Genomic DNA, 23,628 nt, shown 5'->3' on the forward strand with positions numbered 1-23,628 from the left:
ACCATGCCGCAGCGGATCCGCCAAGTTGCAGTTACGCTCCAGATCATCTCTTTGCTTCTCGCAGGGGGATTGGCGGAAGGACTGCACGTCTTGCCCGGACTAGGTCATGACGGGCATGGCTGTCGCCATCATCCTGATGCGCGACATGCTTGCGACGAGCATCCCCATATTTCGCACAAGCAAGCAGCAACATCCGAGGTCTTCGCTCTCGATGAATGCGCGATTTGCAAGCTGCTCGCATCTTGGCGAAAAGTTAACCTGACGGCGTCGCTTCAAGTCGACATATCCCTGGAAACGGTGAAATGCGCGCCCGAAGAATTGCAACGAGCGTTTCGCGCATCTACCCATTGCGCGCGATCTCGCGGTCCGCCGGTGTTGTTCTAGACGTATTTGCGTCATTTCGCAGTGAGATTCTCTCCTGTCGTAAGGTACTACGTCCCTCACCTAACGGTTGACGTTTCAGCGTGAAGCCGTCGTTGTTAATCGCAGCGATGGAGGCGCTGATGCTGCGCCGCTGGATAAATATGAGCACCAAATCCACCTGGTTTTTAAGTAACGTCCTTACTCGAGACTATACGCCGTGGGCCAATCGTTACGTCTATTGGCTCAAGACGCCGTTTGGCGCTCTGAGCGCTGCAGCGTTTTGTGGGCTGTTGATCGGTTGGTTTGTTACGCCGCAAGGCTACGCGATTGTTGGCGCGATTGTTGGAGTACTAGCGATCGGCGTCGTCTGGCCCTGGATCGGCCTGCGCGGCATAGCTTGCCAACTCGGATTTTCCCAGGCGCGTTGCGAAGAGGGGACCAACGTTACCGTGGAAGTGGAAATTGTTAATCGCTGGCCATTTCCGGTCTGGGGACTGGCCATCGAACGTGGATTTTTTGTGAGCGATGCGCAGGGCAACTCGGCCGTCGTTTCTCTGGCGCGGATCCCGGGTTGGTCGACTTGTCGATTTACGTTTCCATTTCAACCGGAACTACGAGGAGCCTACCCAGAGATATCGCCGCAGATCACCACGGAGTTTCCCTTCGGCTTGTGGAAGGCGCTCCGTCCCTGCAATGTCAGTCAGAAATTGCTCGTCTGGCCGCGGTTCTATCCCCTCGCGTCTTTGCCGCTGCCAGCGGGGGCCGCTCAGCATCTCTTTTCCCCCAGTGATCAACGATCCGGGGATGAGGGAGAGCGAATCGGCGCTCGGCCCTATCGCCAAGGGGACTCGCTTCGAAATGTCCATTGGGCACAGACGGCTCGTTGCGACCGGATGATCGTTTGCGAACGTCAAGGAGCTGCGCAGACGAATGTCTGTATTGTGATCGATTGCCAAGCCGCTAGCCATCGCGGTCAGGGAGCGGATGCGACGATCGAGTGGGCGCTGCGAATAGGGGGCAGCGTCGCCGTTGCTCTATTTCAGCAAAATGTGCGAGTCTCGTTGGAAATCGAAAACCAAAACTTCGCGCTCGATGCAAATCCGGCAAGTTGGCGAAAAATGCAGGACGCGATGGCGCGATTCGCTCTTTCTAATCCCGTACGCTTACCATCACGCCGGAGAAATGGGGTTGTGATCGTCGTTCGGACCAATCTCTCTGAGCCGCTTTGCGGAGAATCACGAGCAATCGTGTTGAACGTCGCGACAAACGAATCCGAAAAATCAGACGCGCATCAACGCATGGCTTCGCCATGGATAGGGATCGATTCGCTGCCGGCAGCCGCCGCAGAATTGCAAAACGGCTGGAAAAAACAACGCAAGGAGGCTTGGCGTCATGTCTGATCGATTTCTGGTGCGACTCAATTGGATTCTCGTTACGCTCGCCGTTTTGGCGTTGCAACTCTCTTTACATCGCGGCGGCATTGGCGCCTGGTGGAGTTGGGGAGAAATTCTGGCCGTGTTCGCTATCTCGCTGCTGGCAACTCGTCCCTGGCGCCAAGCGAAAGTTGTGACGAAAGGAAATCCGCCGAGCGGCGTCGTCGTCCTGATGTTGACGATGGTCATGGCGCATATCGTCGTGGAAATTATCTTCGGCTTCGTTGCGCCTCCACTTGGTCAAACCTTCGAGTTGCAAACTGCTTTGGCGCTGCGAAACCTGATGATCGCCGCTGCCGCGTTTTCTCAATTCCCCTCGTTACTTCGATTGTCCTCGGGACTCAGTCTGACGCTTACCTGTTTCGCATTTATCTTGGAAATCCATGCGTCGATCACCGCGGTTGTCGCGATTTACGCGATGATCGGACTCTGGTGGTTGATTGGCAATTATTGGGACCGCATTCAAGGAAGGTTTCCCGAAGGAACGCAGCGCAGCGTTCCTAAGAATGCCGGCGCTCTAGCGATCGGCGTCGCACTACTGCTGGGGTCCGGAATGTTTTTGCTGATCGGCGGCGAACATGCGACCACCGCGTTGTCAGGTTTTATGCCCAGTTCGGGCGGCAATCAGATCGATAGCGCCGCGGCGAACTCCGGCGTTGGTGATGGCGACGATCTGGTCAACGGCACGGAAGATGCGATGAGCTTTGGACCGACAGAAAGCGAAGTCTTCCTCGAATCGCAGATGCCTAGCCTGTACGACGTATTCAATGATACCTACGACGCTCCCGTCAAACGCAAGAAGCCGGGAGAGCACCAACGATCAGTAGCCTTAGCGCCTGACAAACTGCAGCATCGGCATCAAAAGCTGGCCCGCAGCGAGCAGTCAGGACGTCAATTCAGCCTGGTGCGTAAGCAATCGCAGGTAAAGAAGAAAAGCCTGCAAGATCGCACGTCACATGCGCTGCTGTACGTCAAAGGCCGAACTCCGTTACATCTGCGTATGAATATCTACGATCGGTTGGAAGGAGATGAGTTGATCGAAGCCGAAGCGTTCCCGCCTGCTAGTTTTGTGATCTCGCAAGAGAAGGGAAAACCTTGGCTAGAAATTCCTTGTTTCGTGAATGACTCGGATATCGACTACGCCGAGGAAAGCTTGTTGAAATTCATCAATCTCAAGTCTCCCCGGGTACCAACTCCTTCTCATTTTTCACAGCTTCATATCCCCGATGTGGATCGCGCCGATCTTTTCCGTTGGACGCAAGACGGCGTGTTGAGATTGGACGCCGACCGCATCCCACCGACAACGGTGATGCGTCAGCGTTACTTCCTGATCGCTGAGGAGCGTCTTCAAAGTGAGCGCTATCGCAATAAGTTCCTCGCTGCGAACACCCCGATCGCTGCCGAAGAATCGTCGCCTTCCTTGCGGGAAATTGCCCAGGAATGGACGATCGACGCACAACCCGGCTGGGAGACGATTACGGCGGTTTCAGACCATCTGCGTAACGAATATCTACTCGACCGAAAGTTGCCGATTTCTGCGGCGACAGTTGGTCCGATCGAAGAATTCCTCTTTGACTCGAGGCAAGGCCCTGACTATTTGTTCGCAACATCCGCCGCGTTATTGCTTCGTGAACTCGGATATCAGACTCGAATCGTGAGCGGCTTTTATGCGTCGCCCGATCGATATGATTCTCACAGTGAGCAAACGCCGCTCTACCCCGACGACGCCCATTTTTGGCTTGAGGTTTCTGATGGCGTTAATTGGCACGCGGTGGAGCCGACGCCGGGCTACGATCTGCTCGCTCCTCCGAAAGACTTGAAGACTCGTTTGGCCGAATTCATCTGGAACGTTCTTCAATGGAGTTGGGGCTACAAGTGGACCTTCCTACTCGTTTTCACGCTCGCGACAACGGTTTGGTTGTTACGCATCGCAATTTTGGATGCGGCGGCGCGATTGGCTAATTGTTGGATTATCTCCGTCGATCATCGTCGGCGCGTATTGCGTACGTTGCAGATCATCCAGCTGCGCGAGCGATTCTTGCCCGTTCGTCGTCCGAAAGGGGTAACAATCGAATCATGGCTCTCTCGCAAAGTAGTCGCCGCAGAAGAAGAAACGCAGCAGATTCAATCGATCTCGCTTTGTGGTTGGGCACTGTATGGGGGCGCCTCGAAGTGCCCTGTGCCGGCGGCCGAAATTGAAACACTTCGTTATTTCACGCTCGAACTGAGTCGCCGTCCACTTTCACTCCGCTAACAATCACGAACAATGACTATGAAGACAAACCATGTCGCATCGCCGGAACCAAGAGCTCGCTCTGCAGGTTCGATCTGCGAATTCCAGCCGGTCATCGACGAACTACGCCGCGCACTTAATGCGACGCTTAAAGGCAAAAGCGAAGCGGTCGAACTTGTTATCGCCTGCCTACTAGCCAGAGGGCATCTTTTGCTCGAAGACTTGCCGGGGCTGGGTAAAACAACTCTCGCCAAAGCGTTGGCGATGTCGGTCGGCGGTCGTTTTGCCCGCGTTCAATGTACGCCTGACCTGCTGCCGACCGATGTAACCGGCTTTAGCATTTTCAACCAGAAAAAGCGAGAGTTTGAATTCATCGAAGGGCCGGTTTTCTCGGAGGTCTTACTCGCTGACGAAATCAATCGAGCGACCCCGCGAACGCAAAGTTCCCTATTCGAAGCGATGGCGGAGCGTCAAGTAACGATCGACAAAATGACGCATCGATTAACGGATTCGTTCTTTGTGATCGCGACTCAAAATCCTGTGGATAGTCACGGAGCCTATCCGCTGCCTGAGGCGCAGCTCGATCGATTTGCAATGAAATTAACCTTCGGATACCCAGACCGCGCCAGCGAACTAGAGATGCTCGCTGAAAATATTGGCGCAGCGGATCGCGATCGATCTCCGTTGCCGGCGATTCTAACGCCGCAGTCCTTGCAGCACCTCCAGGAACATGTCGCCGGCGTTCATATCCAAGAAAGCGTGCTCCGCTATCTCGTCGATTTGGCGACCGCAACGCGTCATCATCGCGATGTGACCTTAGGGCTTAGTCCACGCGGACTGCTGACATGGCAGCGAGTCGCCCAAGCGAGAGCTCATCTCCGTGGGCGCGACTATGTAACGCCTGACGATATCCAGAATGTCGCCATGCCGGTGCTGCAAGTCCGACTCTCCGGCGATTTTGACCATCCGCGGTCGATCATCGAAGCCGTACTAAACGATGTCGAAGTTCCTATCTGCGGTTAACAACATGGAGATGAATGCAATGAATTATTTATCGATAATTCTCCGACGCTTGCTTGCCGTAATTGGCCTGGTCGGCTTGTTAGGCTGCTTATCCGCTTCGGATGAACATGCTGAACACCACGATCCTCCCCATCGTCCGACCGATTTTGTCGCCGCCGTCGAGCGACTGCAAATCATTCAAACTGCGGGTTCCACCGGCGATGAAATTCCATCCACGCACCCTGATGGCGATATTCAACTTGAAGCGGCGGACCTTCTTTACTGGTTGCCTGAGCTCGCTGCCGAGTCCGATCTTTCCCGCGCAGACTGGAACCAGATGTATCATGCAACCGAAATGATCCGGCGCAATGCGTCGCAGGCTTCGTTGGTGGAATTTTCTAAAGAACTAGCAGGCGTTCTGCCTGAACTCGATCGTTGCGCCGATTCGATCCGCAGCCAGCGTCTCGCGCTGCAATCGTCAGACGCAGCAGAGATGGAGTTACGAGAAGGGGATAACCAGTCATGATCGAAACGATATTTTGGGGCGCTCTCTTGCGTTTCAGTCAAGCAGCCGTCGCCGCAATCCCCACGATCCTGATTGGAATCCTGGTCGCAGCGATTTTTCGCGTATGGTTAGGCGCAGTCGGCACGCGCAAGCTGTTTGGCGAATCAGGGATCAAGTCCTTGGTTTACGCTTGGCTCATTGGCATGCTGTTGCCGGTTTGCTCTCTCGGCGTAATCCCGATTGCGATGGAACTGCGTCGCGTCAAACTTTCTGGCGGCACGATCCTGGCGTTTGCGCTAACGGCGCCGCTGTTCAATCCGATTTCTGTCCTTTACGGCCTGACGTTATCGGATCCAGTGGTCATCATTACCTTTTCGTTTTGTTCGTTGATCATCGTAACCGGTTGCGGGCTCCTCTGGGATTGGTGCTTTCGCGCCGTTCAGCAGTCAAGCGCCGATGATCCGCCAACCGTGCCAGAAGGGTGGCGACGCTTGCTAGCCACCGCACTATTCGGTCTTCGTGAGATGACAGGGCCGTCGATGGGCTACATCTTGATCGGTCTGCTGGGAGTTGCCGCGCTCAGCATCGCTCTACCCTACGCCAGTCTTCAACAATCTGCCGAACATGATGATCCCATGGCGATTTTGTCCATGACGGTGATCGCTATTCCCGCCTATGCGACGCCGATGGTCGCCATGGTGCAATTGGCTTCGATGTTCGCCCATGGAAATTCGGTGGGAGCCGCTTTCGCACTCCTAGCGCTGGGAGCAGGCGCCAACGTGGGACTCATCGGATGGATGATGCGTTCGTACGGACTAGGAAGAACAGCCGCTTGGTTCGGAATTTTGATCGGCGTCGTCATTGGGCTTTCCTATGCGGTGGATGGTCCCCTTTATCCGCAAGGAGTCGAACCGGCTGGCCATACGCATGCGTTTGATTCTTACTGTTCCCCATTTAATGCAAATACGCCCAACCCAATGCGGTCAGGATGGACCGAATTGTCAAAGAAAATTGCTCCGCATGAACAAGTTGGCGCAGCAATGTTTGCGCTCGCAATGGTGTGCGCTATTGGCCTACGTTTTGCTGATCCCAAGCAACAAATCGAAGCCTGGCTACAGACCGCAACGCCTGCGACGAAATCGTTGGATCGTACTATCCCTGGTCCCGTTCTCGGAGTCATTTCTTTGGTCGGCCTGGTAGTCGTCAGTATCTCCGGTTGCTATCTCTACTATCCCCCGCCGCACGAAATCTTTGAAGAGATGCGCGCGATAAACGCCGAAGTCATTTATGGATCGCGAACTGGACGCTGGGAAGTGGCGCAGCATTGGATTCCGATCTTTGACGACTGGAGCCGCAAGCTAGAGGTAAGTCAGTTTTTGCGCAGCGGCGAAGTGGAACCCTACCATCAATACAAAGGGCTCGTCTTCCGCGAATACTTGGAGCGTCTCGAACACGCCGTCGAGGACCAAGAGACGGACAAGGCGAAAGAATTGGCTGGTAAAGTCAATCGTGCGTATACAAGACTACGCAAGTCGTATCAGGACTAACTTGCCGCATCTTAAGCTACGAGCGCAATTGCAACGATGTCTGGCCATCGATAGCCAAAGGACGACGGGAACAGCGATCCTCCCACAAGGCTTCTCTTCCACACATGCCTTCGCCAGGACATTGACCTCTGAAGAGTTGCCTGGGGCGTCGCTGGACGAGCGTCCCGTGTCGCTATCCGCCACATTCGCGGATCAGATCCATCAATGCGCGAATGACCTTGGTGGCTTGTCGCCCTTTTTTTCTCCGAAAGACGACGTAGGCCTGACCCAGCGAGTGCGAGAGTGAACGTTTTTCTAACTGATACGTTAACGGGCTTTCGATCGCTTGTCCTGCTACGATCCCGACTCCGAGTCCAGCGCGGACGCAAGAGATCGTGAAGGCGCTATTGTCCGTCTCGGCGGCGATTTGAAGTTTGCCCAGTAAATCCAAGCGATGCAGCGCCTGCTCGAAAAGAACTCTTCCCGACGTTCCGCGATGCCCAACAATGATGGGATACTTAATCAACTCCGCAAGTTCTAACGACTTTCTTTTCTTGAGCGGATGGCCCATCGGAAAGATCGCCAGATAGTCAATCGCATAGGCGCGCTCGCTGGAGACAGGCGTATCACGCTGCTCGGCGCCTCTTTCAAGTGTTAACGCAAGGTCCGCCGTCCCTTCCGAGATCATCCGTACAGCCGTGTCATCGTCACCATGAACAATGCGCAACCGAACTTTGGGCATCGCCTTATGAAACTTGGCGAGCGGATCCCCTAGTTCCTCGCACATCATCCGAACGCCGGTAACGATGGTCACCGTATCAGCGCCTAGCGTATTGAACTCTCGTATCTGCTCGAACGTCGAGTCGATGCCTGCAAGCAGGGGAAGTAGGGAAATGTACAAGACCTCAGCAGAAGCCGTCGGCTCGATCCGTCTCCCTTTCCTTCGAAATAACACCACGCCATAACGCTTTTCGACGGACCGAACTTGCTCCCACAGAGTGGGCGCCGAACGGCCGGTCTTTTGCGCCGCCGCCGCATAGCTGCGATGCTCGTAGACCAGGCAGAACGAACGTAACTGCTGAACTACCAATTCGTTCGCATTTTCGACATCCGCAGGCAGCAAAGCGCTTCTCCTTCTCCGAAAAAAGAGTTCCAATTCGCCGGTCGCGATCGTTAGGCCAAACCAGATGATGTTTCGATATTATTTGATATTAGATAACTAAAAAACACTTTACAATCAACGGCACTCTCTTCTCACTCACTTTTCGGAGATTGTTCGACATGGCGTACCGTCAGCTTGTCCTACGCTCGGCCCTCTTTAGGGACTTCCGATTCGCCATGGCTCCTATCGCCATTGCTTGTGTCATATTCTTTATCCTTGCCACACCCCCACGCATGGGGATCGGTGCGGAGATTAGCGGCGAGCTTAAAACTTGGCACAAAGTCACTCTTACGACAGACGGTCCACAAGCCAACGAAACCGACAAAAGCCCAAATCCATTCACCGATTATCGGATGACCGTTGACTTCCAACACGAGTCCGGATCTCCCCACTATCAGGTCCCTGGCTACTTTGCAGCGGATGGCCACGCTGCAGAAACCTCGGCCCAATCAGGCAATCAATGGCGAGCTCATCTCTCGCCGGATAAGCCTGGCAAATGGACTTACAAGGTTTCGTTTGTCAAAGGAAAGCATGCGGCGCTCGACTCGGCTGCAACAGGGACCGCCGTTAAAGGCGTCGATGGGCTTTCCGGAGAATTTGAAGTAGCCGCCAGCGATAAGACGGGGAGAGACTTTCGCGGCCAGGGACGACTTGGCTACGTCGGCAAACGCTATTTGCAATTCGCTGGGACGAAAGACTACTTCCTGAAAGCGGGCGCAGACGCACCAGAGACGTTTCTCGCCTACAAAGAATTCGATGATACCATCGCCAATAAAAAGAATGTCCCGTTGAAAACGTGGGACGCCCATCGTCGCGACTGGCGTGACGGTGATCCAACCTGGAAGAACGGCCAAGGAAAAGGGATCATCGGGGCAATCAACTACCTTGCGGAGAAGGGTTGCAACGTCATCTCCTTCTTGCCCTACAACGCAGGTGGTGATGGAGACAATGTATGGCCATTTGTTGAGCGCAACGATCAGGTTCACTACGACTGCTCGAAGCTGGATCAATGGCAAATCGTCTTTGATCATGCTCAATCGAAAGGGATCTACCTGCACTTCAAGCTGCAAGAAACCGAGATGGATGATGACGTTCCGACCTCACTAAATAAGGGCGATCTTGGTCCGGAGCGGAAGCTCTACTGTCGCGAAATTGTCGCTCGTTTCGGGCACGAACTGGCGTTGAATTGGAACCTTGGCGAAGAAAATACGCAGACCCCGAAACAGCAACGGGAGATGGCGCAGTACCTCAAAGATGTCGACCCCTACGATCACCACCTTGTTGTTCATACATTTCCGGGTCAGCAAGACAAAGTTTATTCCAAGCTTCTCGGGGATCAGTCGGTCCTCACCGGCGCATCGCTACAAAACGAATGGGACCAGGCTCACGCACGTACATTGAAGTGGGTGACCGAGTCAGCTAAAGCGGGACGGCCATGGGTAGTCGCCAATGATGAACAAGGACCGGCCTCGTTTGGAGTTCCGGCCGATCCTGGATACGAGGGAAAAGATGGAGTCGCGGGGAAAGACCACGACAAATATGACCTCCATGACATTCGGAAGCAAACGCTGTGGGGAACGTTAACGGCAGGCGGCGCCGGCGTCGAGTATTACTTCGGCTATCAATTGCCGCAGAACGATCTGATATGCGAAGACTTTCGGAGTCGCGATCAATCCTGGGACTACTGCCGGATCGCTCTCGACTTCTTTCAAGAGAATGAGATCCCCTTTTGGGAAATGAAGAATGCGGATTCGCGTTTGAGTTCCGATTCGCAGTCAAAGCCGCAATATTGCTTTGCGAAGCCGGGAACCGTTTATGTCGTCTATCTCGGTGACGGCGGAGAAGCAAAACTTGATTTGAAAAATGATTCGCAGGATTATCAAGTTCGCTGGTTTGATCCTCGCAACGGCGGCGAACTTCAAAAGGCGAAAGTCACCGAAGTCAAAGGGGGAGCCGTCGTGTCGCTAGGCGCGCCTCCCAAAAGTGTTGATCAGGACTGGGTAATCCTTTTAAGCCGATAGCTGTTTGCGTTGTCGCTTTATTTTTACTTCTACTATTTCTCGTCATACGCCTTTAGGACTTTTCGCATACCAAACAACATCCACTCGAACAGGTGCGTTTAAGATTCCGAAGGCAATAACTCCTTTTCATGCAGGAGATCATCGAATGTCTCGTCGAGGATTTACGCTAGTCGAACTGTTGGTGGTGATCGCCATCATTGGCGTTTTGATCGCTTTATTGCTGCCCGCTGTGCAACAAGCACGCGAGGCGGCGCGTCGAATGCAATGCACCAACAAGCTCAAACAGCTTGGTTTGGCGATTCACAACTATCACGATTCGTTTGGAACCTTACCAGCCGGTGCGATCACCACAGCTACCGCGTCAACTGCGGCCGGCGATCAGGGAAACGCCAGCTGGGGCTGGGGAGCGCTGATACTTCCCTTTCTTGAACAACAAAACATGGCGGATCGTTTGGGCGTAGGAAAAATTCCGCTTGACGATTACGTGAAAGCTACGGCGTCCACCGGAATCACGTTAGATGACAAATCTCTGGTCTTGAACGCATTCATTTGTCCCTCGGACGCCGGACCTGTCGTCAACGATTCCTCTAAATTTTCACGCACAGGAGGAAACCCCTTCGATACGACTCCGGCGAATCTGGCTCCGAAATCAAACTACAACGGCTGCTTTGGTCATAATCGATCACGAGTTTGGGACAACAGTCAATACAAAACCGTCGCGTCCGGCGCGTTCCGGTATTCCGGCGGCGCCTCGAAAGCAGATGCTCTCGGCCTCAAGGACATCACCGACGGCACCACAAATACGATCCTGTTAGGCGAACGGGCTTATACGCTGAAACAAAATATCCACTTTTATCCTGGAACATGGATCGGTTGTCTTGCAGGCAGTCATGAAGATTGCCATGAAGACATCTGGTTTACGCTTCGCGGTCCGATCAACGGCGCCCAGGGGGGACTTAACTTCACCGCTCCAGATACCGACACGGTCCAACTTTGGTCGCGTCAGGAAGGGCTTTCAAGCGTGCACCCAGGGGGCGTAAACGTCGCTCTGGCTGACGCATCAGTCCGATTCCTCTCGGAGACGCTGGAATGGAGCTACGGGGGTGATGGCGACAGCACCATTAACACCGTCTCGGAGCGCCTCGCCTCGATTAATGATGGACTCCCAATCGGCGATTTCTAATTTGTTGCGTTTCCATGAGGGGGCTTTCCTAGTTGAGGAGGCCTTCTCCGACCACCAGGAGAAAATCTAATCCGAAAGATCGACGATGAAAGAAGTTATTACGAGATGGTTTCTTGTCCTTTTTATTCCCCTTAGTTTTTTAGGGTGCGGTGCGGCGAAATACGACGTGGTGCCGCTGGAGGGGACGTTGACGTACGAAGGGCAACCGGTTCCCCAGATGATTGTTAGCTTCAAACCGGAAGGCAAGCGCGCAAGCGAAGCGACAACCGACGAGAATGGCAAGTTCCGTATGCAACACAGTATTGATCAATTTGGAATCGAACCTGGTCCACAAGAGGTGAGCGTCTATTGGGTCTCACCCTCGGATGATGGCAGTATTCCTGCAACCGAGGTTCAAAAAAAGGTCGTTCAGTACTTTCGCAAGAACCAGCCGATGCAGGTCAACATCGAAGAACCGAACAAAAACTTTGAGTTGAGTCTTCCCCAATAGCACCAGCTCACTTTCTTCACTTTTGACTTTCTACAGTGATGTGAAAGCAGCACTGAAAGGAAATCTCCTTGTATATCCGTCGAACTCATCTCATCGTAGGAGGAACCTTTGCGCTCTCGGTCCTGCTTTACGTCGACCGGATTTGCATCTCCGCGGCCGCAGGTCAGATCGCTGAGGAACTTCCCTTAACAACCCCGGAGCTGGGTTGGATCATGTCGGCGTTCGCCTTGGGGTATGCATTATTTCAGGCGCCAGGCGGTTGGATTGCCGATCGCTTGGGGCCTCGACGGGTGCTCACGGCAATCGTCGTCTTTTGGTCGATCTTCACCGGATTGACGGGACTCGTCTTCGGCTTCATTCCATTGTTGATCACCCGGTTTCTCTTTGGAGCCGGCGAGGCTGGCGCGTTTCCGGGAATGTCACGAGCCATGTTTTCGTGGATACCGATGAAAAATCGCGGCATCGTCCAAGGCATTAACTTTTCGGGATCTCGGTTGGGAGCGGCCTTTGCCTTGCCGGTGATTGCGCTGCTGATCGCCTCCTTTGGCTGGCGGAACTGTTTTCTGGCGCTCATGGTGGTCGGTTTCATCTGGGCCGCCGTTTGGTATTGGATGTTCCGAGACGATCCCACGGAGCATCCCACAATTGAGCCCTGGGAACGGGACGAAATTTTGACCACACGACAGGAGCCCGCACAAATCGATCACGACGCTGATCAGGGGCTTACATCCGCCATGCTCAAATCGCGGAACATGTGGCTGATTTCACTTCAATATTTCTGTTCGAATTTCACGTTCTTCTTTTGTCTGACTTGGCTGTTTCCGCACATGAAGTCAACGTACGAACTAAGCATTACCGAGGCTGGTCTCTATTCCGCCGCCCCTTTGATTTGCGGAGCCATCGGGAATTGGACATCTGGATGGCTTGTGGACCGAATCTATCAAAACGGAAATTGGACCTGGTCGCGAAGAGGGCCCGCGATGCTGGGTTTTGCCTGTGCGGCGGTCGGCTTGCTAGGAGGGGTCTGGGCGAACTCAGCACTAAGCTCGATTCTCTTTTTTAGTCTGGCGATCTTTGGCGCTGACATGACGCTAGCCCCTTCCTGGTCCTTTTGTATCGACATCGGAAAACGACATGCAGGCGTTGTATCTGGAACGATGAACATGGCGGGCAACATCGGTTCATTCATCACCGCTTTGGCTTTTCCGTATCTGGCGGCATGGACCGGATCGAACATTCCCTTCTTCTTCCTCGCAGCAGCGCTGAACTTGCTTGCCATATTCGCCTGGCTAGGCGTCAATCCGCATCGCGCCTTACAACCGGTCCAAGCCAAAGAGGCCGAGAAGGTTGTGTGCGTTTCATGAAAAAACTCCGTGGACTATGCGTTGGCGGCGGTTACTTCGCCAAGTTCCATCTCGACGCCTGGCGGCGCATCGAGAACGTGGAAATTGCTGCACTATGCGACATCGATCGACCTCGCGCTGAGGCGCTTGCGTCGGAGTTTGGGATCCAGCAGACTTTCTCTACACTCTCCCAAGCATTGGACGCCGTCGCAGTCGACTTTGTCGATATCGTTACTCCTCCTAGTTCTCATTTTGATCTCGTTCGCGACGCCGCCGCACGCGGCTTGCCGGTGATCTGCCAGAAACCTCTCGCCCCCGATCTGGCCACATCCCAGCGGATTATCCGTACGTCGGAAGAAGCGGGAATTCGCTTCATGGTGCACGAAAATTTCCGTTTCCAACCATGGCACCGCGAGATAAAGTCTTTGCTCCAAGCGGGAGCCATCGGAACACAACTTTTCGGCATTAGTTGCCGCACGCGAATGGGTGATGGTTGGAAAGCGGATGCTTACCTGAATCGCCAACCCTATTTCCGCGATATGCCTCGTTTTCTCCTCCAAGAGACTGGCGTTCATTTCATTGACACGTTCCGCTTTCTCGGCGGAGAAATCGACGAGGTTTACTGCCGCACACGTCGCTTCAACGACGCGATTCAAGGAGAAGACGCCGCGGTGCTGTCCGTTCGCTTCACCAACGGCGCTCTAGGAAACTGGGATGCGAATCGCTTCCATGAATCAACGAGTTCTGATCCTCGCTATACATTCGGCGCGTTTCAAATCGAGGGAGACAAAGGCTCGATCTGGCTCAGCGAAGAAGGGGATATCACGATCGCCCGGTTGGGCGAAGCGCCCGCCGCACATCCTTATGTTCACGAACGCATCGGCTTCGCTGGCGATTGCGTACGGGCGACTCAAAAGCATTTTGCAGATCGATTGATTTCAGGCGAAGAATTTGAGACCACTAGGCGCGACTACCTGAACAACTTGTATGTTGTGGAGGCCGCTTATCAGTCTGCGGCGCAAAATCGGCCGATTCGAATCGACGAGGTGAAAAGCTCTGCGAAAACAGGACCGATGATCGATTTGACGCTGCCAATCAACGCGACGATGCCTGGTGTTGATATCGCCGCATGCAAGTCGATCGCCCAAGACGGCTGGAATGCGACAACCCTTTCGCTCTACTCGCACAGCGGCGCTCACATGGACGCCCCCAAACATTTTCTCCCGCAAGGCGCATCGATCGACCAGATCCCCTTGGAGGTGATGGTGGGACCGGCCAAGGTCATCAATCTTGCTCCAGTAGCTCCGCGAGAACTGTTGACGCTAGAGCGATTTTCTCCCTGGATGCCGCGAATTCAATCTGGGGATCGACTCCTTCTCCGGACCGATTGGCATCGCTTGGCTGGGACCCTCAGTTATCGGGCTGATCTACCTCGAATCTCAACTGACCTCGCGCGATGGCTCGTCGAAAAGCAAGTTGCGTTGATCGGCGTCGAGCCCCCTTCGGTCGCCGATGTCAACAACCTCGTCGAATTGACAGAAGTTCACCAGATTCTGCTGGAAGGAAACGTCGTGATCGTGGAGGGACTTGCGAATTTGGATCAATTGACGCAAGACGTTGTCGAATTCATTGCGATTCCGCTGCGCGTTGAAGGGGGTGACGGTTGTCCAGTGAGGGCGATCGCGATCGAGTCAAGACACGCTCCACTTGCCGATGAGATTTGAACCTATGCCGCCGTTCTTAGGTTGTATCGCCGATGACGTGACCGGAGCAAGCGACCTTGCCAGCGCATTGACCGTTGGTGGAATGCGTACGGAACTGTGGTTCGACACAAGTTGCGCCTGCCGGCCCATGCCTGAAACCGACGCGATTGTGATCGCCCTGAAAACGCGATCGGTTCCTCCTGCTGTTGCGGTCCGACAAACGCTGGTCGCACTGGACGCGTTGCAATCGAGTAGGGTCAATCGTTTCTACTACAAGTACTGCTCGACGTTTGACTCTACCGAGCAAGGCAACATCGGTCCGGTTGCCGAAGCTCTCATGGCCGCGCTGCACGCTGACGGAACCTTGTTCTGTCCGGCCACTCCAGAGAACGGCCGAACTGTCTACTGCGGACATCTGTTCGTCAACGGAAGACTGCTGAACCGTTGCGGGATGGAGCACCATCCCCTCAATCCGATGACGGAATCTGATCTGACGCAGATTCTAAGTCGGCAGTCGAAACATGCAGTCGGGCTGATCTCCCGCGACATTATCGCAACAGCCCCGTCTGCGATCGCTAACGCGATCGAGTCTCGAATCGAACAAGGTCGACCGTTGATCATTGTCGACGCCATCAACGACGGCGACATGGAAACGATCGCCGCTGTCGCGGCCCGCATGCCGTTTGTGACCGGAGGGTCAGGTCTAGGCGGCAAGTTACCCGGAGCGTACCGGAAAGAGGGATGTCTGACTTCGCTATCCCTGGAACCGGCCATTCCTGTCGCAACCGGTCCCACGTTACTGCTCGCCGGAAGCTGTTCTCCAGCGACCCAAGCACAAGTTGCGAATTGGTCAGAGTCCGCTCCCTCCCTTTCTTTAGATATCGCCGCCCTCATTCGCGGCGACTTGAGTTTGACGTCCATTTTGGACTGGGCGCGCACACGTTTGCTGCAAGGATCGGCGCTGATTTCATCGACCTCGTCAGCCTCTGAGGTCCAGTCTCTGCAATCGAGGTTTGGCGTCGAAAAGACGGCGGCGGCTATCGAAGAAACGATGGGCGCCGTCGCGAGCACCTTTGTCGCGGAAGGGATACGCCGGCTGATCGTCGCTGGAGGAGAAACCTCGGGCGCCGTCATCCGCGCCCTTGATATTCGCCGATTTCGTATCGGCCCCCAGATCGCCCCAGGCGTCCCCTGGATGGAGACCGTGGATGAACCGTATTTAGCGATCGCGCTCAAGTCGGGAAATTTCGGCCAAGACGACTTTTTCCGGACTGCGTTGGAGATGCTTCCATGAGCGAACGGGAACTGCGTGAACAAATTGCGTGCTACGGAAAGTCGCTGTATGAGCGCGGCTACGGAGTTGGAACATCGGGAAACATCAGCGTGCGTCTTCCGGACGGCATGTTGATTACTCCTACCAATACTTCGCTAGGTCGGCTTGATCCCGACCGATTGTCCAAAATTAGCTGGTGCGGCGACTTGCTCCAAGGAGACAAGCCTTCCAAAGAAGCATTTCTGCATCTGGCGATGTACCAGGCCAGAGATAATGACAATGCGGTCGTGCACCTTCACTCTACATACTCCGTCGCCGTATCGTGCCTTCAAGATCTGAATCCCCAAAACGTCATCCCTCCGATCACGGCCTACTTTGTAATGAAGGTGGGTTGCGTGACTCGGGTCCCCTACTTTCCGCCGGGGGATGAAAAGCTTGGCGAAATCGTCAGAGACGTCGCCGCCAATTCTCGGGCCCTCTTGCTCGCGAATCATGGCCCGGTTTTCTGCGGATCCAACCTCGATTCGGCGGTTGCCGGCGCGGAGGAACTAGAAGAAACGGCCAAATTGTTTCTCTTGCTCAAAGACGAGAGGGCCAGCTACCTCATGTCGCAACAATGCCAAGAACTTTTAGAAAGGTTCTCCTCGTGATAGAAAGTTTTGGAGATGTAAAAGCCGCGCGCGCCGGATTGCAACGCAAGTACAAAATTGCACTGTTGCCTGGGGATGGGATCGGTCCCGAAGTGATGGACGCAACCGTCCAAGTTATTCGACGTCTTTCCGATGCTCTCCCCTATCTGCGGGTCGAATTCGAATACCATGAAGCAGGCGCCGAGCATTATCGCAAGTCAGGTGAAGCGCTTCCCGGCGCCGTGCTGGAAGCTTGTATGCGTGCGGACACGGTACTTCTTTCCGCGATCGGTCTCCCGGATGTCCGCAAAGCGGATGGCACCGAAGTACAACCCGACATGATGATGGGCCTGCGCCGCGCACTCGATCTGTTCGTTGCGGTACGTCCGGTCAAACTATACGCCGGCGTTCCCACTCCCCTGAAAAGCGACGCCAACATCGACCTGGTAATTCTTCGTGAGAATCTGGAAGGCTTGTTCGCTTCGTTTGGCGGCGGGTGCGTCGTGCACGATCAAGTCGCGACCGACACGATTGTGATCACCCGAAATTCTACCCAACGGTTAGCTGATTTCGCGTTTCAACTAGCAAGCCGACGAAACGGACGTCCCAGCGATGGACGGCGCGTCGTGACCTGCGTCGACAAGGCGAACGTCTTTCGCAGCTTCGCCTTCTTCCGAAAAATTCTAGTCGAAACCTCCGATTCGTATCCCGAAATTGGCTTTTCCGCTCAGTATGTGGATGCGATGGCTCTCTATCTCGTCCAGAATCCCGGGGCCTACGATATCCTCGTGATGGAAAACCAGTTCGGAGATATCCTTTCTGACCTGGGCGCCGCGCTCGTAGGCGGTCTGGGAATGGCCCCATCTGCAGAAATTGGCCCGAAGCACGCGTTGTTCCAGCCCTCGCATGGTTCAGCGCCCCATCTGGCCGGTCAAAACATCGCCAACCCAATCGCGACGATCCTTTCCGCCAGCATGATGTTTGATTGGCTTGGAGATAGGAACAATGATCCCGACGCCAAGCAGGCGGCGATACTGATCGAAAATGCCGTTATCGACGTGCTGCGAGAAGGCATCGCCAAAACGCCCGATATCGGCGGGACATCGAGCACCAGTGACGTCGCCGCGGCGATTGCCGATCAAATATCGTAGTCGGTGGACGTCACGATCATAAACAGACTCCTTCACTCCACTGAAATTTCAATAGCCCGGTTCTTATGTGCCGAAATACCCATTCCATAATTCTGATTCTGCTCTTCGTCGGAACTTACTTGCCGATCGGAGACGCAAGTCGAACTCAGGCTGACGATCAGAAACCAATTCTTGTCGAACAAGATGGCTTTCTTCTCGCCGAGGCGGAAGAGTTCTCCGAACAATCGATGACGGAAAAGCGTGCGTTTTACGTCACGTCCGCGATGCAAACGCCTGACGTCACTCCTGACGGAGACGATCCGCATTGGAAGAACGCGAGTGGTAAGTCCTATTTGGAAGTGTTGCCTGACACTCGACGAACGCACGCCGACAAGCTGCTGAAAGCAGAGAATTTCTCCGATCTGCCCGGAAAGCTGGCCGTGCTGAAGTATCAGGTCCAAATCACGAACCCTGGTCGGTACTATGTTTGGGTTCGGGCTTACTCAACGGGATCGGAAGACAACGGAATCCATGTCGGCTTGGATGGAACATGGCCCCCAAGCGGTCAACGCATGCAGTGGTGTGACGGCAAAAAAAGCTGGCGATGGGAAAGTAAACAACGCACCGAACAACAACACTGCGGAGAACCTTATAAGATTTACCTCGACATCGAGAAGTCAGGGGCGCACACGATCGAATTCTCGATGCGCGAAGATGGATTTGAATTCGATCAATGGCTTCTAACCACCGATCGAGAATTCATTCCCGAAGAACGTCGGAAGTAGAATCCTCTCTTTCTTCATGCATTTCAGGCGAATCTTTTCACGAGGCTTGTCTTAGCGAACGACATCTTCGACCGGCAATCCAATCGCAACGATGACGTCTGCCGAAGCTTGAGCGAGTTCGTTGTACAGGTCAAGGCGGACCCGTTGGTTTTGCAAGATGCTGTTGCGGGCCTGGACGACGCGGGTGATGTCGACTTCGCCGGCTTGGAATTGGCGTTCTAAACCTGCGAGTGCGTTGGGGACTTCGATCGGTTTTTCAAGACCGGAGCTGTGCAAACTTTCGTAGGCGAGTTGATACCTCTGCCAAGCCGCTTCGGCTTCGAGATTCGCCCTCCGGAACAATTGTCTCCATGCGGTCGATCGCTGATTTAATTCTGCGACTCGTTGCCGTTCCAGCGGTCGACCATTATTGAAGACCGGCAGGTCCATCTGGGCTTGTAAACCGAGATAGGTCACTTCGTCACGTCCGCGCTGATAGTAGGGACCAACCTGAACGTCAGGCGTTTTGGCCGCACTAGCCAGGCTTAGGTTTGCTCGGGCCGCATCGACATCGGCCAGCGCGGCCAGCACATCGGGACGTGACGCCGCCCAGCCTGAGATCGATTCGGGGGAAGTCCGCTGACAAGGGTCATCATTTCCATCAGCAATCAATGTGGGGAGGAGCCAATCATGCTGCGTCAGTCGATCAGCAAGTCGCAGCTCCGCTTCCGGCGAAAGCCCGACTTGGCGTTTTAAATCACGCAGCGCAAGCTGATAGTTCGCCTGAGCAAGTCGCAACTGCTGCGCAGTCGATTGGGCGTCGATTCTAGCAATCGCCACATCGGCGCCGGAAGCCTGGCCCGCATCCAGTTGTTTTTCTAAGGTGTTCTTCAACACCAAATTGTTCTGATGGCTTTCCTCGGCCAGGTAAAGCAGTTCCTGTTGATAGAGCGCAGTCAAGTAAAGTCGAGCTGACAGCCCTACGTTTTGCAATTCCGCTAGATGAATTGACCAGCGAATTTGATTCAGTGCAGAAGCGGCGCTGTTCTCGCGAAATCGTTGTTGATGAGCGAGTTCGATGCGCTGCATCAAAAGAACGTAGTGATAGGTCGTGCCGACGCCGGCAGCGGGAGCATCTTGATAGGGAGTCACCCGAACTTGCGCGAAGGGATTGTAGGGATAGGTTTCGGCGACGCCTAGCACAGCGGAGCCGACGTTTTCATTTTGACGAAGAGCGACCAGATCTGGGTTCTGAGCAAGGCCGAGAGAGATCGTTTCCATCAGGTTGAACGAAGGTTGCGGTCGCGTCGAGGAGACCGGCTCATGTGGTGTCGGCAGGTCCGTCGGCTCGAAATGAGCGGACGCCAAGGTCACCAGATCCGATTCCCATTCAAACGCGGCCGCCGACCGAATATCGGCTGGGGAAGAAGCAGCGGTTTCGGCTGGAAACGCTTCCATGGAATCGGTGATCGGCGGCGGCGTCAATCCTTGCGGTTTTACAGCAGGATCCATGCGGCATCCAATGCCCGCCAATAAAACCATGCCAAGAATAGAGCCTGACCTACGCATATTCATTTTCCGCCTGATAGCAATTTCCAATGCTGGCAACTGGGATTCGAAACTTGTTCGATTCGATTCCGTGGTCAGCTATGGGCTAAATTCGACGAATACGCGGTGGTAACAGCAGTAGCGAATGTAGCAGTAAATCGGAGTTAATCTTCTTGTTGGAAAGCTGTGGCGATTATGCGGAAAATAATCGCAATCCAAGTCTAATCTTCAACGACAGTTGGTTGAGGTTTCCCCCAAAGCAGGTAGAGAGGGGGCAGAATGAACAGATTAAGAATCGTCGAAGTGACGAGCCCCCCGACGATGACGACGGCAAGCGGGTACTCGATCTCATGCCCTGGCTTATTGCCAGAGATCGCCAAAGGCAGCAGAGCTAGCGAGGTTGTCAGCACCGTCATCAAGATCGGCAGCAATCGTTCTTCAGCGCCGCGGACGACCAGGTTAAGTCCAAAGGGCTCCCCTTCTTCCAACTGAAGATGCCGGTAGTGGCTGACCAACATAATCCCGTTCCGAGCCGCGATTCCCAAAACGGTGACAAAGCCGATCAGCGATCCCAACGACAACACGCCTCCGGCGATCCAGGCCGCAACCACGCCGCCGATCAAAGCGAATGGAATTGTCAGCGCGACAATTAGCGTCAGACGCAGCGATTGAAAATCGATGTACAAGATCAGGATCATCCCGATCAACGAGACGGTCGAAAGGGCCAGAAGCTGGTTTTGCGATTGCTGACGCGCCGTGTATTCGCCCAAAAACTCGGGATGATAGCCGCGATCGAATTGCACCGATAACACCGCCGCCTCGACGTCCCTGGCGACCGATCCAAGGTCGCGTCCTTCCGCATCGCAGCTGACGTCAATTCGCCGTGAGCCCCCTTCGCGTTTGACCTCGTTGGGCGCTGGAACAATGCTCACATCAGCCAGATCCTTCAAGGGAACCTGGCCGCCGGTGGGCGTATCAATCCGCAAGTCATGCAGTGCGGTTAAGTCGCTCCGAGCTTCTTCATTGCCCCAGACGACGACGTTGTACTTCTTTTGATTCTCATAGACTTCCCCCACCTTCGTTCCACGCAACATGGTTGTCACGGCGCGGCGAACTTGACCAGGCGTCAGACCAAATCGTTCGGCGGCATTCGGACGAAGGCGAACTTCGACCTGCGGCACCAAAACCTGAGGCTCGACCTTCAGGTGAGCAGCTCCTTCCACGTTCTCCATCGCCGCCGCGACTTCTTGGGCCTTCTCGCGCAAAACGTCGAGATCGGGGCCATAGATTCTCACCACGATGCTGGAACTCGAACCGGTCAACACTTCTTTGACCCGTTCACGTAGGTAGGTGAGCACGTCACGATACAACCCCGGATACCCTTCCACCGTTTCCAGAATCTGCTGGTGCGTCTTTTCGTAGTCCGCCTGTTCGTCGATGCTGATCCAAAGTTCAGTAAAGTTCGGACCAACGACTTCGTCCGCTGCTTCCGCTCGGCCGATATGGCTGCCGAAGTTGCGTACGCCTGGGATCGATCGCAGCTCTTTACTGGCTTGAATCGTGACTCGGTCCATCGCTTCAATCGATGTCCCTGGACGCTCGACAAAGTGCATCAAAAAATCGGTCTCTTGGAAGCTCGGAAGAAACTCTTGCCCAAGCTGGCTCGTTAGCCAGGCGGTTCCCAAAAAGGAAACGATCAGCAGCGCGATCGCTCCCATCGGACGCCGGATGAACCAGGGCAAGATCAGGTGATACGGACGGCGCAACCAACGACTCAAGGGAGGTTCGTGAGCATCCTTCTTTCCATACGGCAAGATCATCAACGAGAGCGCCGGGGTCACCAACAGCGCCACCAATAGAGAAGCCGAAATCGCCAGGACATAGCCCAACGCCAAAGGGCGAAAAAAGGCGCCCGGCAGTCCTTCGAGAAAAAAGATCGGCAGGAATACCAAGATGATAATCGCCGTCGCATAAACAACAGCGCTGCGAACCTCTAAGGAAGCGGCGAGCACCACACGAAATGGTGAACGCGGTTGGGCTTCTGCGCGGTTCAAACGGAGCCGGCGCACGATGTTCTCGACGTCGATGATCGCATCGTCGACGACTTCGCCCAGAGCGATCACCAAACCAGCGATTATCATCGTGTTGATCGTCAGGCCCCACCAATAAAGCACAACGATCGTCGCCATCAGCGAAAGAGGAATCGCTGTCAGGCTAATCACGGCGGTTCGCCAATCGTAGAGGAACAGAACCAGAATGATCACAACCAGCACGCATCCAATCAGCAGCGCATGCGTGAGATTATCAATCGAACGTTCAATGAAGGTCGCCGGGCGAAAAATAGTGGAATCGATTTCTACGCCGCGAAGCCCCGGCTTCATCAAATCAAGAGCTGCTTCGATCTTTCTGGTGACTTCTAAAATGTTCGCCGCTGGCTGTTTTTCTACGATCAGCAACAAGCCTGGCACATCGTTGATAATCGCGTCACCAATCGCGGGCGGCGATCCGATTTGCACCTTCGCGACGTCCCCCAAACGCAACACCGCGCCGGTACGGTAGGCGACGACAGTTTGGGACAAGTCTTCTGGCGTTTCGACCGGCGACAACTGCCGAACGGCCAGACGTTGGTTGGGCGTATCGACGAAGCCGCCTGCGTCGAGAACGACGGCGTCTCCGGCCGACTTCAAGATCATGTCGAGCGTCACCTGGTGATCGCGTAGCCTTTGCGGATCGACCAGAACCTGAAATTCTTTGTCGCGCTGCCCCCAGATCGCCACGTTAGCGACGCCAGGAATCGCCATCAAGCGAGGACGAATCGTCCAGACGGCAAGTTCCGTCATTTCGCGTTGGTCCAGCTCTTCGGACCAGATCCCAATCTTCATCATCCGGCTCAATGAAGAGAGCGGTTGCAGAATGACCGGAGCCCTGGCCACGACCGGCAATCGAGGAGTCTCAGAGGCGAGCCGCTCTTGGACGAGTTGCCGAGTTCGATAGACGTCGGCGTCATAGTTCAGCAACAAGCGGATCGACGAGAGCCCAAGCACCGATTTAGAACGAATCGTCTCGAGACCGGGGGCGCCCACCAGCGCATTTTCCAGCGGGAACGTGACAAGGTTTTCGACCTCTTCCGCAGACAGTCCTGGGGCTTCTGTCTGAATCTCGATATAAGGAGGCGAGAACTCCGGAAAGACGTCGAGCGGCAGATGAGGAATCAAGCGAATCCCCACGACGATCAGCATGATCGACAGCGCCAGTACGGCGATTCGCAGTTTTAACGCAGCTTCGACAAGCCAACTCATCGCGGTTCCTCGGTAGATAGT

At 54.6% G+C, this 23,628-nt stretch carries 17 protein-coding genes; 14 read left to right on the forward strand and 3 right to left on the reverse strand.

What is annotated here, in order from left to right; translation table 11 throughout:
* The first annotated feature begins 524 nt into the window (after positions 1-524).
* Genes M4951_RS14145 through M4951_RS14165 form a run of 5 tightly spaced genes read left to right on the forward strand, consistent with a single transcriptional unit; the run spans position 525 to position 7,083 of the window.
* On the forward strand, positions 525-1,763 hold the full coding sequence (locus M4951_RS14145) for a DUF58 domain-containing protein (RefSeq protein ID WP_262022301.1): 1,239 nt from the start codon (positions 525-527) through the stop codon (positions 1,761-1,763).
* Positions 1,756-4,050, forward strand: coding sequence for a transglutaminase-like domain-containing protein (locus M4951_RS14150; RefSeq protein WP_262022302.1), 2,295 nt, complete (start codon positions 1,756-1,758; stop codon positions 4,048-4,050). The genes M4951_RS14145 and M4951_RS14150 overlap by 8 nt, the downstream gene beginning before the upstream one ends.
* Before the next feature lie 18 nt (positions 4,051-4,068).
* Positions 4,069-5,052, forward strand: coding sequence for an AAA family ATPase (locus M4951_RS14155; RefSeq protein ID WP_262022303.1), 984 nt, complete (start codon positions 4,069-4,071; stop codon positions 5,050-5,052).
* A 19-nt stretch (positions 5,053-5,071) separates the two neighbouring features.
* Complete coding sequence (locus M4951_RS14160) at positions 5,072-5,557, forward strand: hypothetical protein (RefSeq protein ID WP_262022304.1); 486 nt, start codon at positions 5,072-5,074, stop codon at positions 5,555-5,557.
* Positions 5,554-7,083, forward strand: coding sequence for a permease (locus M4951_RS14165; RefSeq protein ID WP_262022305.1), 1,530 nt, complete (start codon positions 5,554-5,556; stop codon positions 7,081-7,083). The genes M4951_RS14160 and M4951_RS14165 overlap by 4 nt, the downstream gene beginning before the upstream one ends.
* A gap of 172 nt (positions 7,084-7,255) precedes the next feature.
* On the opposite strand, the gene M4951_RS14170 is transcribed toward M4951_RS14165, so the two are convergent.
* Complete coding sequence (locus M4951_RS14170) at positions 7,256-8,185, reverse strand: LysR family transcriptional regulator (protein WP_262022306.1); 930 nt, start codon at positions 8,183-8,185, stop codon at positions 7,256-7,258.
* A 272-nt stretch (positions 8,186-8,457) separates the two neighbouring features.
* Between M4951_RS14170 and M4951_RS14175 the strand changes: the two genes are divergently transcribed.
* The 9 genes from M4951_RS14175 (at position 8,458) to M4951_RS14215 (ending at position 18,781) form a co-directional block, all read left to right on the forward strand.
* Complete coding sequence (locus M4951_RS14175) at positions 8,458-10,245, forward strand: DUF5060 domain-containing protein (RefSeq protein ID WP_262022307.1); 1,788 nt, start codon at positions 8,458-8,460, stop codon at positions 10,243-10,245.
* Positions 10,246-10,390: 145 nt separating this feature from the next.
* Complete coding sequence (locus tag M4951_RS14180) at positions 10,391-11,428, forward strand: DUF1559 domain-containing protein (protein ID WP_262022308.1); 1,038 nt, start codon at positions 10,391-10,393, stop codon at positions 11,426-11,428.
* Positions 11,429-11,513: 85 nt separating this feature from the next.
* Positions 11,514-11,918 carry a carboxypeptidase-like regulatory domain-containing protein gene (locus M4951_RS14185; RefSeq protein ID WP_262022309.1) on the forward strand — a complete coding sequence of 135 codons (405 nt, stop codon included), beginning with the start codon at positions 11,514-11,516 and terminating at the stop codon, positions 11,916-11,918.
* Positions 11,919-11,986: 68 nt separating this feature from the next.
* The gene (locus M4951_RS14190; RefSeq protein WP_262022310.1) at positions 11,987-13,282 is read left to right on the forward strand and encodes an MFS transporter; all 1,296 of its coding nucleotides are present in this window, start codon (positions 11,987-11,989) and stop codon (positions 13,280-13,282) included.
* Positions 13,279-14,985, forward strand: coding sequence for a cyclase family protein (locus M4951_RS14195; protein WP_262022311.1), 1,707 nt, complete (start codon positions 13,279-13,281; stop codon positions 14,983-14,985). The genes M4951_RS14190 and M4951_RS14195 overlap by 4 nt, the downstream gene beginning before the upstream one ends.
* 4 nt (positions 14,986-14,989) lie before the next feature.
* Complete coding sequence (gene otnK / locus M4951_RS14200; protein WP_262022312.1) at positions 14,990-16,258, forward strand: 3-oxo-tetronate kinase; 1,269 nt, start codon at positions 14,990-14,992, stop codon at positions 16,256-16,258.
* The gene (gene otnC, locus M4951_RS14205) at positions 16,255-16,887 is read left to right on the forward strand and encodes a 3-oxo-tetronate 4-phosphate decarboxylase (protein ID WP_262022313.1); all 633 of its coding nucleotides are present in this window, start codon (positions 16,255-16,257) and stop codon (positions 16,885-16,887) included. The genes otnK and otnC overlap by 4 nt, the downstream gene beginning before the upstream one ends.
* Positions 16,884-18,017: an isocitrate/isopropylmalate dehydrogenase family protein gene (locus M4951_RS14210; RefSeq protein WP_262022314.1), complete on the forward strand. Its 1,134-nt coding sequence runs from the start codon at positions 16,884-16,886 to the stop codon at positions 18,015-18,017. The genes otnC and M4951_RS14210 overlap by 4 nt, the downstream gene beginning before the upstream one ends.
* A gap of 119 nt (positions 18,018-18,136) precedes the next feature.
* Positions 18,137-18,781 (forward strand): hypothetical protein, encoded by a 645-nt coding sequence (locus M4951_RS14215; protein WP_262022315.1) that lies wholly within the window; start codon positions 18,137-18,139, stop codon positions 18,779-18,781.
* Between the two features lie 51 nt (positions 18,782-18,832).
* Here the strand turns inward: M4951_RS14215 and M4951_RS14220 are convergent, their stop codons facing one another.
* Together M4951_RS14220 and M4951_RS14225 are read right to left on the reverse strand one after the other, a co-directional pair.
* Complete coding sequence (locus M4951_RS14220; RefSeq protein WP_262022316.1) at positions 18,833-20,272, reverse strand: TolC family protein; 1,440 nt, start codon at positions 20,270-20,272, stop codon at positions 18,833-18,835.
* A gap of 257 nt (positions 20,273-20,529) precedes the next feature.
* Complete coding sequence (locus M4951_RS14225; RefSeq protein WP_262022317.1) at positions 20,530-23,607, reverse strand: efflux RND transporter permease subunit; 3,078 nt, start codon at positions 23,605-23,607, stop codon at positions 20,530-20,532.
* Between the last annotated feature and the right edge of the window lie 21 nt (positions 23,608-23,628).

The organism is Blastopirellula sp. J2-11 (genome assembly GCF_024584705.1).
Classification (GTDB): Bacteria; Planctomycetota; Planctomycetia; order Pirellulales; family Pirellulaceae; genus Blastopirellula.